Below are 17,509 nucleotides of genomic sequence, written 5' to 3' on the forward strand. Positions count from 1 at the left end.
AGAACCTGAACCTGAACCTGAACCTGAACCTGAACCTGAACCTGAACCTGAACCTGAACCTGAACCTGAACCTGAACCTGAACCTGAACCTGAACCTGAACCCGAACCCGAACCCGAACCCGAACCCGAAGAAGATCTTAAAGGTAATCTTCTAGGTCTGATGCATTACCTCTCCGATCTGACAGACTACATGAGCGAAGGTGCCCGGAAAAAGCTCGATGAAAAAGATATTACCCTGAAAATGGCAAAAGTCACATCAAAGCTTGAAGGCAAACACACATTGACTGAAATCGGAAACCTCTACGACAGGAGAAAAAACCAGAGAAAAAATATAGATATCAACGATGATAAATTATTCTCTAGTTTTTCCTTCCTCACACGTATGACAGAAGAACATCCTGATAACAAAGTAAAAAAAGCTCTGGTAAACAAAATGGACAATCTTCTGGAAAAAATCCGAAATCATAAAAAAGAAGAAAACGGAGAAGACTAGAGCTGTCTCCCCTCACTCAGTTTACTTTCAAAAAGGGTTTTGTCCCGTCCTTTCAGTCCGTGTTCTTCTCCTTCCAGCATTCTGCTAAGCGCCTTCAGTTCATCACGGGAAAAACGAACGCTTCCTTTTATATACTGATCGAAAGCCTCAAAGGCGAGAGGACAGACTGTGGAAGCCGCCTGATACATGGCTTCTGCATAAACGCGTATTTCTTTCTGGGCATGGGCATCCATACGCAACCTGAGAAAATGAAAAAGATTATGAAGATCGATCTGCCAGTACCATTCCGTATAGAGACTGAGCGGCAGATTGATTCTGGCAAGCTCTCTGGCAATATCCTGTTCCAGAAGCGATTCATAATTGCTGTAGACCCGTTTCTGATCTTCTTTAAAAAGCTCAATAACTTTTTTCTTGATTTCTTCAGGAACTTCCTCTTCCGAACGCCCCTGCTTGTTATCGGAACTTTGAAAGGAAATATCAGCCAGTTCGGGAATGTAAAAATCATCGTTCATTACACTATAGCGCCCGGAAATTTCATTTAGCCTTGCCGTTCTGTGTCGGATCCATTGTCTGGCGACAAATAGAGGCATCTTACAGTGGAAAGTAAAAACGACCTGCTCAAAAGGAGATGTGTGGTCATTTCTCAGAAGATAGGTTATGAGTCCTTTATCTTCTCTGACGCTTTTTGTCCCTTTTCCATAGGATACCCGGGCAGCCTGGACGATTCTTTCATCACTTCCCATATAATCGACAAGGCGGACAAACCCCTTGTTCAACACCGGAAATTCCTTATCCAGTATTTTCTCCGCTTCTTCTACAAAACAATGTGCCATTAGCAGCTACCTTCCTCAAAAAAGCCGGGGGATATCTCTCCCCGTGAAATATCTCTTATCTTTTCCGCAAACAGGTCTTTTTCATCCATAGGGATTTGAGTCCTTATGGTGATTCCCGTGGAAAATTCTTCCTCCACATTCAAAGCGCCCACATCTGCGAGTATTTTCTTGACTCCGTCAAACAAGCTGTAATCCAGAGTGAAGACAGTCTTTATTGTATAGATTTTTTCTTTAACAGGTAATGCCTCGAGAACATTTTTTGCCGATTGTCCGTAAGCGCTGACAAGTCCGCCCGTTCCAAGTTTCGTTCCTCCGAAATATCTGGTTACGGTTAAAAGGACATCTGTCAAACCGCTTCCCTTCAGAACTTCATATACGGGACGTCCCGCCGTTCCGTGCGGCTCCCCGTCGTCACTAAGCCCCGACATGGCACGATCATCTCCCGTAAAGAATGCATACACCACATGCCGGCATCCGGGATAGGAATCGCGAATTTCCCGGATTCGTTTTTTAACCTCTTCCTGCCCTGTCAGAGGTTCGACAGTGGCAATAAACCGGGATTTTTTCATCTCATACTCAATGGTATGTTTTTTTGCTGGAATTTTTATTTTTTCCATATGATTATTTTAATTATGAATCTCTATATTTTAATATGGTTTGCCCTTGGGATTATTTTCATTATATCAGAATTATTTATTCCGGGCTTTACTATTTTTTTCTTCGGCTGCGGGGCTTTACTCACCGCCGTGACCGGTTTGATTTTTCCTTCTGTCGCTCAGAGTTACGTCATTCAACTGATTATCTGGCTGACTTCCTCGATCCTCTCACTCGTCTTCCTGAGAAGAAAATTTTCCAAAACCTTCACCGGGAAAATTCACAAAAACCAAACAGACAGCTTCATAGGAGAACAGGCTGTCGTCATAGACGATATCGGAGAAAAGACACCGGGGCGGATAAGCATACTGGGAACGACCTGGAAGGCCGAATCATCCGATGGATCCAGATTTTACAAAAAAGACAAAGTCCGTATTGTAAAGCGGAAAGAGTCTGAGAGCCTCACATTTATCGTAGAAAGATTTACTGATGATTAAGAATTATATAAAGGAGTTGTGAATGGAATTAATACCGCTGATTATTATATCAGCCCTAGTGATTATCATCCTGTTCAAGATGATCCGCATCGTTCCCGAACAGGAAGCATGGATTATCGAGGAATTCGGAAAATTCAAAAAAGAATTGGGTGCCGGATTGCATTTTGTAATCCCGGTTATTCAGAGAGTCGCCTATAAGCTCGAACTGAGAGAGGAAGTGATCGACGTTATGCCTCAGATCTGCATAACAAGAGACAATGTGCAGATAACTGTTGACGGAATTTTATATCTCAAAGTAATCGATCCTCAGAAAGCCAGTTACGGCATTGAAAATTACCGGTTTGCAACAGCTCAGCTCGCACAGACCACAATGAGATCGGAAATCGGAAAAATCGAGCTGGATAACACTTTTTCCGAAAGAAATTCTATCAATAATGCTGTTGTGAAAAGCGTAGATGAGGCAAGTGACCCCTGGGGTATTAAAGTTACCCGGTATGAAATTAAAAACCTCGATCCTCCGGAATCCGTTGAAAAAGCCATGGAAAGGCAAATGACCGCTGAAAGAGAGAAAAGAGCTGATGTTCTTGAAAGCGATGGTGTAAAACAGGCTGCCATCAACGAATCAAAAGGAGCGAGAGAGGAAGCTATAAACCGGAGTAAAGGTGAAAAGCAGAAGAAGATCAATGTCGCCGACGGAAAAGCAAGAGCAATAGAACTCCAGGCTGAAGCAACGGCGGAAGGAATAAGGCTGATCGCCCAGGCTATCAATAAGCCCAACGGAGATAAGGCCAGATCCATGAGAATATTCCAGCAGTATTTATCTCAGCTTGGAACGATTCTCAAGAATTCCAAAACTCAGGTCATTCCTCTGGAAGCAGCACAGCTCAAATCTCTTTTCAAAACGGTTATTCCGGCTTTGTCAGATAAGGAGGCCAAGTAATGCTCAGTAATATAGTAATAATCATTCTTCTGGTCATTCTTGGAATAGCCATACTGCGCAGTATCAGAATCGTTCCGGCCAAAAAAGCCTTTGTTGTAGAGAGACTGGGAAAATACTGTAAAACCATGGAAGCCGGTTTCCATATTCTGGTACCCTTTATCGACAAGGTGGCATACAAGCACTCCCTGAAAGAGAAAGCTCTCGACGTCCCCATACAGCCCTGCTTTACACAGGACAACGTCAAGGTCATGGTTGACGGCGTGGTTTACATGCGCGTTGTCGATCCCAAAAAAGCCAGTTACGGAATTACCAAAAGAGTTAAAACGCCTCATCTGACTGATTATGAATACGCCACGATTCAACTAGCCCAGACAACCATGAGATCCGTCATCGGCAAACTGGAACTGGACAGGACTTTCGAGGAGAGAGATTCGATCAACGCGGAGATAGTCAGAGATGTAGACGAAGCTACGAATCCCTGGGGAATTACGGTTTCCCGATATGAAATCCAGAATATCAAAGTTCCCGACAGCATTTTAACCACTATGGAAAAACAGATGCAGGCCGAGAGGATCCGGAGAGCTGTCATTCTTGAAAGCGAGGGATCGATGGAAGCAAGAATCAACCGCTCCATCGGAGATATGGAAAAAGCCATCAATGAAAGTGAAGGGGAAAAGCAGAAAATGATCAACGAAGCCGAAGGAAAGGCTTCAGAGATCAGAGCCCTTTCTCGGGCAACGGCGATCAGTTTAGCCAAAGTGGCGTCAGCAATAGGACAGGAAAACGGTGAGGATGCCGTATCTCTTCAGCTGACCGAAAGCTATTTTGAAGAGCTTAACAATCTGGCGAAAAGTGATACGGAAGTCATTCTTCCCGTCGACATGACCAATATCAAAGAGATCGAAAACCGAATCAAAGATTTTATTAAATAATAAACCATTCCGGCCGGCAGCGTGAAAATCTGCCGGCCTCTAATTTAAAAATATTGTTGACAGATAAAAATACTTATAATTAGACATTTGACGTTTTTTATGTTATCTTATCCATGTATTAATTTATAAAATAAAACTCACAATTACATACACAACTGACTTTCTCTATATTAGTATTTATTATATCTACTTTCTGTCTTAATCGTGAATTGTGAAGTTATCGGAATAGTATCGAGGAGAATTCGTGTTAAAAAAGCAGTTTCCCAAAGTTCATTACTACGATCAGGACTTTGTCGATATATATAACAGAACATGGGCATGGACACAGGATGTATGGAAAAAAGGTACTCCCGAAAACGGTTTCGGAAGTACTTATATGTCGCATCAGGACGATTCCGTCATCAATCAATTCGATACCTGTTTTTCATCTTTTTTTCTGGTATACAGCAATAAAGTTTATGATCCCGCCAAACAGCTGGATATTTTTTATTCAAAACAGGAAGAAAACGGCGCCATAAGAAGCATGTACTCAATAGACGACGGTAAACCTGTTTTTACTGAAGGAAACCCCGAGTCTGTCATGCCTCCCCTTTTCGCCTGGGCCGAGTACAATATCTTTCACAAAGTCGGACAGAAAAAACGAATTAAAGAAATCATGCCTGCGCTCGAACAGTACTATGACTGGCTTGAAAGCGAATTCATGGATGATTCGGGTATGTATTCCGTGCCTCTCGAGGCGACAACCATGATTAATTCACCAAGAGACAAGATGTATTATCCCGTTGATTTTAACAGCCAGCAGGCTCTCAACAGTCTATACATGTCAGCACTTGGCGATATATTGAATGACAAGGATCTGAGTTTCCGTTATAAAAGAAAATATTTTGCCTTGAAAACCCGTATCAATTCACAGATGTGGGACGATGTAACCGGCCTCTATCTCGATCTGGATAAAAACAGAGAAAGAATTCAGGTAAAAACCATTGCTTCATTCTGGCCTTTACTTGCAGAGATACCCAATGAAGAAAAACTTGAACAGCTGATAGCCCATCTGAAAAACCCGGACACTTTCGGTACTGATAATCCATTCCCCTCACTGGCAGCTGACGAACCCGCTTTTTCTGAAAACGGAGAAGGTTACAGAGGTTCAGTTTTTCCGGTATTCACATTTATGGTTATCAAAGGTCTGGAAAAGTACGGTCAATACGATCTGGCAAGGGAATGCTCAATCCGTCATATGTATTATATACTCGATACCTTTCACCCTGAAAGCGGAAAAAAGGGGTCCCTCTGGGAAGCCTACAAGCCCATGAAAGACGGTCCGGCTATCTGGACAGGTAAAGAAGATTTTAACAGGGAACTCTTCATTCCTGCTGCTGCACTCTCCACTCTCTCTTTAATGATAGAGAATGTTGTGGGGCTGTTTATTTCTCTACCGAGGAAAACAGTAGACTGGATCATTCCCACACTGGAATTAATGGGTATTGAAGATCTTTCCTTGAAAAGAAATTACATTACCATATTGAGTAATAAGAGTTCGAGAGGATGGGAAATCAGACTCGAATCTGAAAAGCTATACTATTTTACAATTGATTTGATCGGAAGCAAGAAGAAAACGCTTCCCATTCCTTCGGGAAAATGTTCCATGCTGATCGAAAAGCTTTAATAAAAAACGCCTCTTTTTGAGGCATTTTTTATTTATAATTCCCGCCTGCCCTTAAAGGCTCTACTGATACTCAATTTATCGGCGTATTCAAAATCACCACCGACCGGAATCCCTGAAGCGATCCTCGTTATGCTTATCGCGCTTTCCTTAAACATCTGTGCAATAAATAAAGCCGTTGAATCCCCTTCAAGCGTAGGGTTTGTGGCGATGATGATTTCCTCTATACTATTTTTCTTGACTCTCTCCGCCAGTCTTCCCAGTTGCAGTTCTTCCGGACCTATGCCATCTAAAGGAGACAGGACGCCATTGATAACGTGAAACAGCCCATGGAATTCACCGGTTGAATCAATAGTCAGAACATCCTGGGGCTGTTCTACGACACAGAGTATCGATCTGTCACGAGAGAGTGAGCTGCATATGTGACATATATCATCTTCTGTATAATTGCCGCATTCGGGGCAGGGATGTATTCTATCCTGAATCTCCATAATCTCAAGCCCAAGCGTTTCATTGAAACCCCTCTGACTTCCAAGCAGATAATAAGCGATTCTGGAAGCGCTTTTCTTTCCAACCCCGGGAAGCTTTGAAAGGTTTTTAATGAGAAGATCGAGACTGTCCATCAGAAACCGGCCATTCCTGGAGGTATGTTGAGGTCTCCCGCCATTTCCGTTTTTATTTTTTCTTTTATATTTATACTGGCAGCCACAAAAGCTGACTTTATCAGATCTTCAAGCATCGTAATGTCGCGGGGATCCACGCAGAGAGGATCGAGTTTAACCGACTGTACTTCCATCTGTCCGTTGATAACGACTTCCACAAGATTTCCGCCGGCATTACCACTGGCCGTTATATTCTTCAGTTTCTCCTGCATATCTCCCATTTTAGACTGCACGTCCTGAAGATTTTTCATAAAATCCATTGGATTGAAATTCATTTATTCACCTCTGATCAGTTGTCCCCTGAATACTGATTTGACAAGATCGATCTGGGGATCTGATTCCTCTTTCTTTTCCTGCTCTTCCACGTTGCTTACCGTTTCAATTCTGATGTCTTTATCGAAAAGCTTTTTCATCTCATCGATAATGAAACTCGATTCCCGGTTAACAAAAGAGGATTCAAAAAGCGACCGGAAAGTCAAAGTCAGAATTTTATCGTTCAGCTCCCATCTCTGAGCTTTGCTCAAAGCGGCGTAAAGAGACATATTTGCTGATTTCAAGTGTTTCAATAATCTGTTTTTCAATTCGACCGAACTGAGTTCCGGTTCCCCGGCAGGCTCTTCTTCCGGCTGAGCAACGATCCTTTCCTGTACCGGAACGGAGGGGCTTTCATTTTTTCTGAACTTACTGAAAAACTCACTGGCCGCCTGGCCGCTGTCCTGCGGTTTCTCAAAGCCCGTTTCCTCAATTACCGATTGCTTTACCGGAGCTGTCGGCGTTACTGACGTACCTGACCCGGGAGAGATGCTACCTGTAACAAGTTCATTTCTCAGCATACCGATATTATTCATTATCGCTTCAGGACTGATGTATACCGCAAGCGATGACATTTTGCTTAAAAGGATATCGAGTTCAAAACGCTGATTCAGAGAATAGCGAATATCTCTGTAAAGTTGAAAAGTCAAGTCTACGGCATATTCGAGCTGCTGCACCGAAAAGGAATCAATAACTTTCCGGGAAAACCTTTCGATATTGAAACCGAGTAGTGATTCCTTGCGAATATTGTGCTTGATAAAAAGTATATGACGGAAATATTCCGAAAGATCTATTACAAACTGTTCGATGGCAACACCTGTGTTGAGAATCGTTTCTCCATATTCAATGACATCCGCCGCTTTCCCGTCGGCCATAAGTTCGGCAAGCTCATTCATCTGATCGAGACCGACCAGACCCAGCTTCTCGCGTATTTTCTCAAGAGTCAGTTCACCTTCGGAGAACGAAACGACCTGATCGTACAAAGTATAGGCATCGCGAAGCGATCCCGTTGCCTCTTTGGCAATCCAGAAGAGCGCGTCATCTTCATATTTCAACCCGGATTCATCGGATATCGATGCCAGAAGCTCTTTAATGACATCAGTGGATATAAGACGGAAATTAAACTGCTGGCAGCGGGATTTTATTGTCGCCGGCACTTTATGAATTTCCGTAGTGGCGAAGATGAATACAATATAGGGGGGTGGTTCTTCAATAGTTTTCAACAGCGCGTTAAAAGCACTGTTTGAAAGCATGTGGACCTCATCGATAATATAAATCTTAAATTTGGAATTGCTGGGAGCAAAAAGAACTTCATCTTTGATCTCGCGAATATCGTTGACGCCCGTATTCGACGCACCGTCGATCTCTATGACGTCAAGGGAATTGCCCTGAGCAATTTCTTTGCAGTTCGTACATGTACCGCAGGGATCCGCCGTCGGACCGTTCAGACAATTTAAAGATTTTGCGAGTATCCGCGCTGATGAGGTTTTACCTACCCCTCTGGGCCCGGAAAAGAGATAGGCGTGGGCTATTCTCTCTGTTTCGATGGAACGTCTCAGTGTCGCCGCGACAAATTCCTGACCGGAGAGTTCGTCCAGCTTCTGAGGTCTCTTTCTGCTAGCTGTTACTTCGTATGCCATAAAAAAACCCCTTCAGCTCATTTCAAGCTAGTTGCACACATTTCTCAATTACTTACCGCTGCTACCTTCCGGTCCTGACGGGGTTGGGCAATGAGGAATAGTGCAGAACCTGAAAGTCAGCACCGAAGGGGAAAAAACGGAGAGAGGGGGATTCGAACCCCCGGTACCTTGCGATACACACGCTTTCCAAGCGTGCTCCTTCGGCCTCTCGGACATCTCTCCAGGTTGAAATGATATGTTTTTACCGTCAGTACCGATTGGCTTCTGACAGAGTATGCCCAAGAGGATTCGAACCTCCGACCTTTAGATCCGCAATCTAACGCTCTATCCAACTGAGCTATGGGCACGCGATCGGAGAGGGGGGGATTCGAACCCCCGGTGCGGTTACCCGCACAACACCTTAGCAGGGTGCCACCTTCGGCCGCTCGGTCACCTCTCCAGTAATTGTTTGAACGGAGAGGGTGGGATTCGAACCCACGGTAGGTCTCCCTACGCTGGTTTTCAAGACCAGTTCCTTCGACCGCTCGGACACCTCTCCTTATAATTACGAAGGGTAAAATAACCTGAATGCCCTCTATAAGTCAATAGTTTTTAACCTTTTTAAAAGATTAATTATCTTTTATAATACGCCCTATGAATGATATAAAAATGGTCCAGCTCAAGAGTCTAGGTTTTAATTTCACTGATAAAAAATATCTGCCTGAAAACGCCGATGAGTTCACAATCCGCTTCAGACAGGCTCCTGCACGGGAGTACAGACAATTATCTCACGATGAAATAGGTATTTTAAAAAGTCGAGGCAACACAGCCGACAACTGGAACAATATTCTGGTAACGGAAAATTTCAGCCCGAACAGGGTTATCAATAATAAATTCTACGGATTAAACCGAATCGGTGATATCGATGACGTCTATCTCGATTTCCATGATCTGCACCAGCCCGCGGGTATCTATGACAGTACGATTGTATCTTGCGATATCGGCTCCAATGCGGCTCTCAGCAATGTAAACTATATATCCCATTATATTGTCGGAGACGGTGCTATCATACTCAACGTCAATGAAATGCTGACTACCGATCATGCCAAATTCGGTAACGGTATCGTAAAAGACGGAGAAGATGAAAGCGTCAGAATCGAAATTGAGTTGAGCAATGAAAACGGCAACAGGGCTGTTCTCCCCTTCGATACAATGATCTCCGGAGACGCCTGGCTCTGGTCTAAATTCCGCGATGACAGAGCTCTGATGAACAGGCTCAAAGAGATAACGCAAAATTCTTTTGATTCTTCCAGAGCCTATTACGGAACAATCGGTGAATTTACGGTTATAAAGAACTGCCGGATTATTAAAGATGTTAAAGTCGGAAGCCACGCCTATATCAAGGGATGCAATAAACTGAAAAACCTTACGGTTAACAGCAGTCTTAAATCATCAACACAGCTTGGAGAAGGCATTGAATTGGTCAATGGAATAGTAGGGTACGGATGCCGGGCATTTTATGGTGTAAAAGCCATTCGGTTTATTATGTCCGATTATTCAACACTGAAATACGGAGCCAGGCTGATAAACTCGTTCCTCGGTTCTAATTCAACGATATCCTGTTGCGAAGTTCTCAATTCCCTTATTTTCCCAGGTCATGAACAACACCACAACAATTCCTTCCTCTGTGCAGCCACATTGGGGGGTCAGAGCAATATTGCTTCCGGCGCCACTATTGGTTCCAATCACAATTCGCGAGCCAATGACGGCGAAATACAGGCCTCAAGGGGATTCTGGCCGGGCCTTTGCACAAGTCTGAAACATAACTCCAAATTTTCTTCCTTTAATCTGCTGGCGAAAGGATCCTATCCTTCGGAAATAAATAATCCCCTCCCTTTTTCTCTTCTTTCCAATAACGAAACAAAAGGACATCTTCAAATTATCCCCGCCTACTGGTTTCAATATAATCTCTATGCTCTGGCAAGAAATTCATGGAAATATTCCGTACGGGACCAGAGAGTCGTCAAGCAATTGAATCTGAAATTCGATTATCTGGCACCGGATACGGCAAATGAAATAGTCGAAGCCTTATCTTATCTGAAAAAGATTGTAACCGAAACTGATGCTTTTAAAGATTCAAAATTCACCGATGAAGAGGAATACCTGCTGGCAAACCCTCAGCTTACCATTGATGTCAATACGATTGAAAATAACAGGAGAAGCACTCAGATTCTGAAATGCGGAAAAGCCTATAAAATCTATAAGGAATTTCTTCTCTTTTATTTACTTCGCAACACTATAACATATTGCGAAACTTTCAATGTAAGCCTTTCTGCTCTATGGGAAGAATATCAAGATTCTGAAATTGACAAATGGAGTAGCCTCGGAGGTCAATTAATCAGGGAAAAAGATCTTGATGATTTGAAAACACGGATCAAAAACGGAGAATTGAAGACCTGGGATGATATTCATCAGAAATATAATGACTATTCTTCCCTATATGAAAAATCAAAGCTGCAACATGGTTTATCTCTCTTTAAAAGATACTTCAAAAGTTTAAATATGGAAGATTATATTGATAGTTTCATCCAAACCTGTCGCTATATCAGTGAAAAAACTTATGAATCGAGAGCAAAAGATTATACTAATCCGTTCAGATTGAGTACCTATGATAACAGGGAAGAAATGGAAGAAGTTGTGGGAAAACTGGAAGATAACAGCTTTATTATTCAGATAGAAGATGAAATGAATGAATTAATAAAACTGGCGGAGAAACATCTCCGCCGATCATGAAAATCAATCATTACTGATAATTTCAAATATACGGTCGAGATCATCTGAAGAATAATAGGTGATCTCGATTTTTCCCTTATTGATATTACCTTTAATTTGTACTTTCGTACCGAAAACATCGATAAATTTCTGCTCGACATGCATGATTTCCGGTATTTTCTTTTTGGGTATTCCCTCTTTTTTACTCGTAGGCCGTGATCCTTTATTCAGATCTCCCGCCATAGTTTCCGCTTCACGGACAGTTAAACCCTTATCAACGATTCGGTTAAAAAGGATTCTCTGGTCCGCAGGGTTCACAGTAGAGAGGATTGAGCGTGCGTGCCCGGATGTCAGTTTACCTTCGTTAAGAGAATCCTGCATATCTTCAGGTAATTTTAAAAGACGTAGGCTATTAGCCACCGTTGATCGATTTTTTCCGACCCGATCAGCCAGATCCTGCTGGTTGAGATTAAGGGTTTCCATAATATGACGATAAGCTCTGGCCTCTTCTATGGGTGTGAGGTTTTCTCTCTGTATATTTTCGATTAAGGCAATTTCAAGCTTATCTTCTTCAGAAAAGGATCTAACGATTAAGGGTATCTGTTCAATTCCCGCCAGGCGTGAAGCGCGATAACGCCTTTCACCGGCAACAATAATATAATAACCCTCTTTTTCAGAGTTTTTTTCAGCTAAAACAGGCTGAATAACACCTTTCTGTTTGATCGATTCAGCAAGTTCAACAAGAGAATCTTCGTCAAAAGTTTTTCTCGGCTGATTTGGATTGGCTTCGATTCTATCCAGAGATACAAATATGATTTTATCTGTATCATCTACAACTACCCTATCCATCTCCGCATAGTTATTGATATCAATCATTTCTGAATTCAATTCAAGGAGAGCATCAAGCCCTTTCCCGAGAGCTTTGTTTTTAGACACGGTCAATTACCTCTAATGCGAGTTTATAGTAGCTTTTTGCTCCGACACAGCTGTTATCGTACAGATTGATGGGAACACCATGCGAAGGCGCTTCGGTCAATCGTATATTCCTTGGAATGATTGTCTGAAAGAGGATCTCCGGATGAGATGCAAATGTGGATTTTACCTTATGGATGACTTCGTTGCTCAATCTCGTTCTGGAATCATACATAGTAAATACAATACCGGCTATTTTTAATTTCTTGTTTACCGTCTGCTGAATTCTCTTAACCGTTTGAAATAACATTGTAATAAAACCCTCAAGGGCGAAAAACTCACACTGGAGGGGAACGATTACATAATCTGAAGCAACAAACCCATTGAGAGTTAAAACTCCCAGCGAAGGTGGACAATCAATCAGAATATAATCAAAATTATCCTTAACGCTTTCAAGAGCCTTTTTGAGAATGAATTCCCGGCCTTCCATATCGACTAGCTCAATCGTCGCTCCTGAAAGATTAAGGTTTGAAGTTACAATGAAAAGACCTTCCTGGTCCGTTTTTACAATGACATCCTCGATATTTCTTTTATCTGTAATGACTTCGTAAATTCCATCCTGTTTATTATTACAACCGACAGAACTGGACAGATTACCTTGAGGGTCAAAGTCAACCAGAAGGACTTTTTTGCCTTCCGCTGCTATATAGGAACCGACATTTACGGCTGTCGTAGTCTTTCCGACTCCACCTTTCTGGTTAGCAAATACGATAGTTTTTCCCATGAGAAAGATTATACATGATTGTATTTGTCTTGTCGATTAAGAAGGGTTTGACTATGGACTTTACTGTTTTGAATTTAGTATTATTACTCCGAGCCTGAATTACCCTAATCATGGTCCTATAACTGATCAGGCCTCAAGAATACAATTCTTACAGGAGTTTAAAATGAAAGATAGAGTCGAAGCTGCATTAAACGATGTTCGACCTTCCCTTCAGGCAGATGGAGGAGATATTGAGCTTATAGAAGTACAGGAAGACGGAACCGTTATGGTTAAGCTCGTCGGAGCCTGTGCAGGATGCCCTATGTCACAGATGACACTGAAGCAGGGTGTTGAAAACTATCTCAAAAAAGTTATACCCGAAGTAAAATCTGTAGAATCCGTTTAATTTCCAAAAAGTTTTATTACAAATCTACCGATAATCATAAATGAATTGAATTTATTGAATTATGATCTAAATTGTATAATACAGCACATTATTATTAATGTGCCTGTATTATTTATATAAAAATGATATCGGAGATATTAATGAAAAGTAGCAGTCGGGCACAATCTGTTTCACTGCTGGATAAATCTTTACTGAAGACTTTTCCAAAAGTAGAACTACATCGTCATCTGGAAGGTATGTTTTCTCTAAAACATCTCTTCGAACTTTCCCGAAAGAACAATCTCGATACTCCGGAAGCTTTTGCAGATTTTAAAAAAGAGGTCCAGTTTCCCAAAGATTCCGGTCCGGACTTTCTCCTTTTTTTATCTAAATTTAAAAGATACTGGTATAGATCCTTCGATGATATCGATTATCTTGTCTATCATTCCGTCTTAAATCTCAAAGAAGAAGGTTTAATCTACCTCGAATTGAGATTTGCTCCGGAACATTTCGCTGAATATAATGATTTTGATAGAATAGAAGTTGTTAAAACAGTCATAAATGCTGCAGATAGAGCTGCTAAAGAAATAAATCTTCCCATCAATTATCTTCTGACCTATAACAGAATGTTTCAAACTGCTGAACAAATGATAGAGCAGCATAAAAAAATTGATAAGCTGGAAATCCCCAGTATCGTGGGAATAGACCTGGCAGGAGATGAAGTTAACTACGCTCCTGAGCTCTATATTCCTTTCTTTGACTATATAAAGGGATTAAATAAATACAAGATAGACATTCATGCCGGAGAAATAACCGGTCCCGATCAGGTTTGGAGTGCAATTGAAAAACTTCATGCTGACAGAATTGGTCATGGTATATCTGCAATAAAAGATACAAAACTGCTCGAATATCTTAAGAAAAATGATATTTATCTCTGCCAGTGTATAACGTCAAATTTCCAGACCGGCTCCTGGGTCGATTCACCATCCCATCCTCTCAATGATCTCTATAAAATGGGATATCCCGTATGTATCAATTCAGACGATCCTTCAGTACAGGATGCAGACTTGACGGATGATTACCTCAAATGCGTCGAATATTTTGATTTTAGTGCAGAGGATTTCTATAAACTAAATATAAATGCCATCAATGCTTCATTCATTTCTGAAAACGAAAAAAGGATACTAATATCAAAATTCGATAAAGAGTATAAGGTATTCCTGGAAAAGCTTAAATAATTCCACTTACTGCATTTTCTTCATCAAACAACTCAGATATTCTTTTCAATATTTTATCCACAGAAGATTAGAATTAATCATCGAACTGTTATTAAAGGGTTTATATAGTCTATTTTCTTATAATAAAAAGAATTAATTCCTTTAAATAATAAAACCCAACCTGAGTTTTCTATAATTCACTAATTTTATTAACAAGATATCCACAGTCAATGTTTCACGTGAAACATTGAGATCCAAATTATAAATAAAAAAGTTTCACGTGAAACATCCAGTTATAATAAAACTGTCTTGAGCGTTTCACGTGAAACATTTATCTATGACGGATTACTTAATTATATAAGTATCTTTGAAATTATTCGTCAAATAATGTAGGTTCGTCTGAATCATCATTTTTAATAATCTCAGCAGCTGTTTCCGCTCCTTCTTCCGGATCTACTTTATCATTTTCAGCTCTGGCAACACCTACTAAGGAATCATCTTCTGCCACATTGACAATTTTAACTCCCAAAGCATTTCTTCCAAGAATGGAAACATTTGCAAGCGAAAGCTTTATAGTTTTTCCTTGGGAAGTCATGCAAACTAAACTATCAGTGTCATTAACTGTTATCGCACTGATAAGCTTTCCGGTTTTATCTGTGACATTATAGGCTTTCTGTCCCTGTGTTCCTCTTCCATGTGGATTAAAATCATCAAACTCGGTACGTTTACCAAAACCATATTCAGAAAGCATAAAAATCTGTTCATTTTCTTTCTTAATGCTGACTCCTACCAGAATATCATCATCATCAGATAACTTGATACCTCGCACGCCATGAGTCTGCCGTCCCATGGCTCTTACGCTTTCTTCGTGAAATCTCAATCCTTTTCCATTTCTGGTAAACAGCATAACATCATCGTCTCCGGTAGTAAGCTCCGCTTTTATGAGCTTATCTCCTTCGTCGAGAATAATAGCAGCTATACCTCTTGTCTTAGCATTTCTGAAAGCATAAGTGGATACTCTTTTTACAACTGCTTTTTCAGTAGCCATGAAAAGATATGTATCTTCTGAAAACTCATCTATCTGGACTGTAGTCGTTATATCCTCATCGGGCAGGAATTCAAAAATTGTTTTAAGGTGCTTTCCTCTTGATCCTCTTGTTCCCTCAGGGATTTCATATACTTTCAACCAGTAAGCCTTACCAAGAGTTGTGACAAACATAATCTTATCATGCGTATTGGCAATGAAAATATGCTCTACATAATCATCATCTTTCAGAACGGTTGAATTGGAACCTTTTCCACCTCGAGCCTGTTCTTTATAAGCTGTTAAAGGAACTCTTTTAATAAATCCTCTATTGGAAATAAGAACGACTACATCCTCTTTTTCAATGAGGTCTTCCATAATCATTCCATTGATTTCCTCGTTCAGAATTTCGGTCCTTCTTTCATCTCCGTATTTTTCTGAAAGTTCTGTTGTCTCTTCCTTTATAACATCGAGTATTTTCTTATCATCAGCTAATAATCCTTCAAGATAGGCTATTAGTTCCCTGATTTCTATCAATTCATCGATAATCTTCTGAGTTTCAAGACTGGTCAGTTTCTGGAGCCTCATATCCAGGATAGCCTGTGATTGCTCTTCGGAAAAACTGAATCTTGCCATCAGATTAGCTCTGGCAATATTAACATTACTGGAGGATTTGATAATCTGAATTACTTCATCTATATTATCAAGGGCAATTTTCAATCCCTCTAATATATGTTCTCTCTCTTTGGCCTTTTTAAGATCAAATTTGGTTCTTCTGGTAATAACATCAAATCTGTGCTCTATAAAAGAATCGAGCATGTCTTTTAAAGTGCAAAGCTTTGGCATGCCATTAACGAGAGCCAGGTTGTTGACATTGAAATTCGATTGGAGAGCTGTATGATTAAACAAAAGATTCATTGTAACTTTCGGAGAAACATTTCTCTTCAGTTCAATAACAATCCTCATTCCGTTTCTATCAGACTCATCACGAATATCCGATATTCCGTCAACTCTCTTGTCACGAACAAGATCGGCTATTTTAATTATTAGAGTCGCCTTGTTAACCATATAAGGTAACTCTGTGACTATGATAGCCTCTTTCTCCGGTCTGATTTCTTCTACTGTGTATCTGGCTCTTACGGTAATCTTACCCCGTCCGGTGAGAAAAGCATCTTTAATTCCTTTTCTCCCATAGATGATTCCCCCCTGGGGAAAATCAGGCCCTTGAATACACTCAAGAAGCTCTTCTGAAGTAATATCTCTGTTCTCTATTGAGGCGTTTATTGCATTACAGACTTCAATAAGATTATGAGGGGCCATATTGGTGGCCATACCGACTGCAATACCGCTTGCTCCATTGACCAGCAAAAAGGGAAAGGCTGTCGGAAGAACAAGAGGTTCCTTCATAGAATCATCGTAGTTCGGGCCGAAATCGATAGTATCTTTTTTAATATCCCGCAACATGGCTTCAGCAACTTTAGCCATTTTTGCTTCAGTATAACGCATAGCTGCAGGGGGATCTCCGTCAATGGACCCGAAGTTACCCTGACCCTGGACGACAGGCAATCTCAACGAAAAATCCTGGGCTAATCGCACCAGAGCATCATAAATAGACTGGTCGCCATGTGGGTGATACTTACCGAGAACATCTCCGACAATTCGTCCACATTTTTTATAGGACCGCTCGTTTCGGAGACCCATCTCATTCATGGCATAAAGAATTCGCCTATGGACCGGTTTAAGACCGTCCCTGACATCTGGCAATGCCCGGCTGACAATGACGGACATAGCATAGTTGAGATAAGATTCCTTAACCTCGTCTTCTATAGCTATAGGTATGATCCTGCTTTTATCATCCTTTATTAAATCACTCATGAGTTATCCTTTATTT

General features: G+C 41.1%; 16 protein-coding genes, 4 tRNA genes and 1 other RNA gene. 8 read left to right on the forward strand and 13 right to left on the reverse strand.

Going from position 1 to position 17,509, the window contains the following annotated elements; genetic code table 11:
* Positions 1-160: 160 nt before the first annotated feature.
* Positions 161-493 (forward strand): hypothetical protein, encoded by a 333-nt coding sequence (locus tag HNR50_RS19840; protein ID WP_221439941.1) that lies wholly within the window; start codon positions 161-163, stop codon positions 491-493.
* On the opposite strand, the gene thyX is transcribed toward HNR50_RS19840, so the two are convergent.
* On the reverse strand, positions 490-1,326 hold the full coding sequence (thyX, locus tag HNR50_RS19845) for an FAD-dependent thymidylate synthase (RefSeq protein ID WP_184748552.1): 837 nt from the start codon (positions 1,324-1,326) through the stop codon (positions 490-492). The two genes, HNR50_RS19840 and thyX, sit on opposite strands and share 4 nt — an antisense overlap.
* Positions 1,326-1,943 (reverse strand): IMPACT family protein, encoded by a 618-nt coding sequence (locus HNR50_RS19850; RefSeq protein WP_184748553.1) that lies wholly within the window; start codon positions 1,941-1,943, stop codon positions 1,326-1,328. The genes thyX and HNR50_RS19850 overlap by 1 nt, the downstream gene beginning before the upstream one ends.
* On the opposite strand from HNR50_RS19850, the gene HNR50_RS19855 reads away from it, so the two are divergent.
* From HNR50_RS19855 to HNR50_RS19870, 4 genes are all read left to right on the forward strand, one after another.
* Positions 1,944-2,417, forward strand: a complete 474-nt coding sequence (locus HNR50_RS19855; RefSeq protein ID WP_184748554.1) for an NfeD family protein — start codon at positions 1,944-1,946, stop codon at positions 2,415-2,417.
* A gap of 22 nt (positions 2,418-2,439) precedes the next feature.
* Positions 2,440-3,357, forward strand: a complete 918-nt coding sequence (locus tag HNR50_RS19860) for an SPFH domain-containing protein (protein WP_184748555.1) — start codon at positions 2,440-2,442, stop codon at positions 3,355-3,357.
* Positions 3,357-4,289: an SPFH domain-containing protein gene (locus HNR50_RS19865; RefSeq protein WP_184748556.1), complete on the forward strand. Its 933-nt coding sequence runs from the start codon at positions 3,357-3,359 to the stop codon at positions 4,287-4,289. Before HNR50_RS19860 ends, HNR50_RS19865 begins: the two co-directional genes overlap by 1 nt.
* A gap of 244 nt (positions 4,290-4,533) precedes the next feature.
* Positions 4,534-5,955: an MGH1-like glycoside hydrolase domain-containing protein gene (locus tag HNR50_RS19870; protein WP_184748557.1), complete on the forward strand. Its 1,422-nt coding sequence runs from the start codon at positions 4,534-4,536 to the stop codon at positions 5,953-5,955.
* Positions 5,956-5,987: 32 nt separating this feature from the next.
* On the opposite strand, the gene recR is transcribed toward HNR50_RS19870, so the two are convergent.
* The 8 genes from recR to HNR50_RS19910 form a co-directional block, all read right to left on the reverse strand.
* Positions 5,988-6,575, reverse strand: a complete 588-nt coding sequence (recR, locus tag HNR50_RS19875; RefSeq protein ID WP_184748558.1) for a recombination mediator RecR — start codon at positions 6,573-6,575, stop codon at positions 5,988-5,990.
* Positions 6,575-6,889: a YbaB/EbfC family nucleoid-associated protein gene (locus tag HNR50_RS19880; protein WP_184748559.1), complete on the reverse strand. Its 315-nt coding sequence runs from the start codon at positions 6,887-6,889 to the stop codon at positions 6,575-6,577. The genes recR and HNR50_RS19880 overlap by 1 nt, the downstream gene beginning before the upstream one ends.
* A complete protein-coding gene (gene dnaX, locus HNR50_RS19885) occupies positions 6,890-8,566 on the reverse strand; it encodes a DNA polymerase III subunit gamma/tau (protein ID WP_184748560.1) in 1,677 nt (558 codons plus the stop codon).
* Positions 8,567-8,583: 17 nt separating this feature from the next.
* Positions 8,584-8,681, reverse strand: an RNA gene (ffs, locus tag HNR50_RS19890) — signal recognition particle sRNA small type.
* Positions 8,682-8,703: 22 nt separating this feature from the next.
* Positions 8,704-8,788: transfer RNA gene (locus HNR50_RS19895), tRNA-Ser, on the reverse strand.
* A gap of 51 nt (positions 8,789-8,839) precedes the next feature.
* A tRNA-Arg gene (locus tag HNR50_RS19900) sits at positions 8,840-8,913 on the reverse strand.
* A 5-nt stretch (positions 8,914-8,918) separates the two neighbouring features.
* Positions 8,919-9,005, reverse strand: a tRNA-Ser gene (locus tag HNR50_RS19905).
* A gap of 14 nt (positions 9,006-9,019) precedes the next feature.
* Positions 9,020-9,104 (reverse strand) — tRNA-Ser (locus HNR50_RS19910).
* A gap of 95 nt (positions 9,105-9,199) precedes the next feature.
* On the opposite strand from HNR50_RS19910, the gene HNR50_RS19915 reads away from it, so the two are divergent.
* Positions 9,200-11,338, forward strand: a complete 2,139-nt coding sequence (locus HNR50_RS19915) for a DUF4954 family protein (RefSeq protein WP_184748561.1) — start codon at positions 9,200-9,202, stop codon at positions 11,336-11,338.
* A gap of 3 nt (positions 11,339-11,341) precedes the next feature.
* Here the strand turns inward: HNR50_RS19915 and HNR50_RS19920 are convergent, their stop codons facing one another.
* Both HNR50_RS19920 and HNR50_RS19925 read right to left on the reverse strand, forming a co-directional pair.
* Positions 11,342-12,253, reverse strand: a complete 912-nt coding sequence (locus tag HNR50_RS19920) for a ParB/RepB/Spo0J family partition protein (protein ID WP_184748562.1) — start codon at positions 12,251-12,253, stop codon at positions 11,342-11,344.
* Positions 12,246-13,013: a ParA family protein gene (locus HNR50_RS19925; RefSeq protein WP_184748563.1), complete on the reverse strand. Its 768-nt coding sequence runs from the start codon at positions 13,011-13,013 to the stop codon at positions 12,246-12,248. Before HNR50_RS19925 ends, HNR50_RS19920 begins: the two co-directional genes overlap by 8 nt.
* Before the next feature lie 163 nt (positions 13,014-13,176).
* On the opposite strand from HNR50_RS19925, the gene HNR50_RS19930 reads away from it, so the two are divergent.
* Positions 13,177-13,398: a NifU family protein gene (locus HNR50_RS19930; protein WP_184748564.1), complete on the forward strand. Its 222-nt coding sequence runs from the start codon at positions 13,177-13,179 to the stop codon at positions 13,396-13,398.
* 140 nt (positions 13,399-13,538) lie between these two features.
* Positions 13,539-14,615 carry an adenosine deaminase gene (add, locus tag HNR50_RS19935; protein ID WP_184748565.1) on the forward strand — a complete coding sequence of 359 codons (1,077 nt, stop codon included), beginning with the start codon at positions 13,539-13,541 and terminating at the stop codon, positions 14,613-14,615.
* Positions 14,616-14,967: 352 nt separating this feature from the next.
* Here the strand turns inward: add and gyrA are convergent, their stop codons facing one another.
* A complete protein-coding gene (gene gyrA / locus HNR50_RS19940) occupies positions 14,968-17,493 on the reverse strand; it encodes a DNA topoisomerase (ATP-hydrolyzing) subunit A (protein ID WP_184748566.1) in 2,526 nt (841 codons plus the stop codon).
* Between the last annotated feature and the right edge of the window lie 16 nt (positions 17,494-17,509).

Source organism: Spirochaeta isovalerica, from assembly GCF_014207565.1.
Classification (GTDB): domain Bacteria; phylum Spirochaetota; class Spirochaetia; order DSM-2461; family DSM-2461; genus Spirochaeta_F; species Spirochaeta_F isovalerica.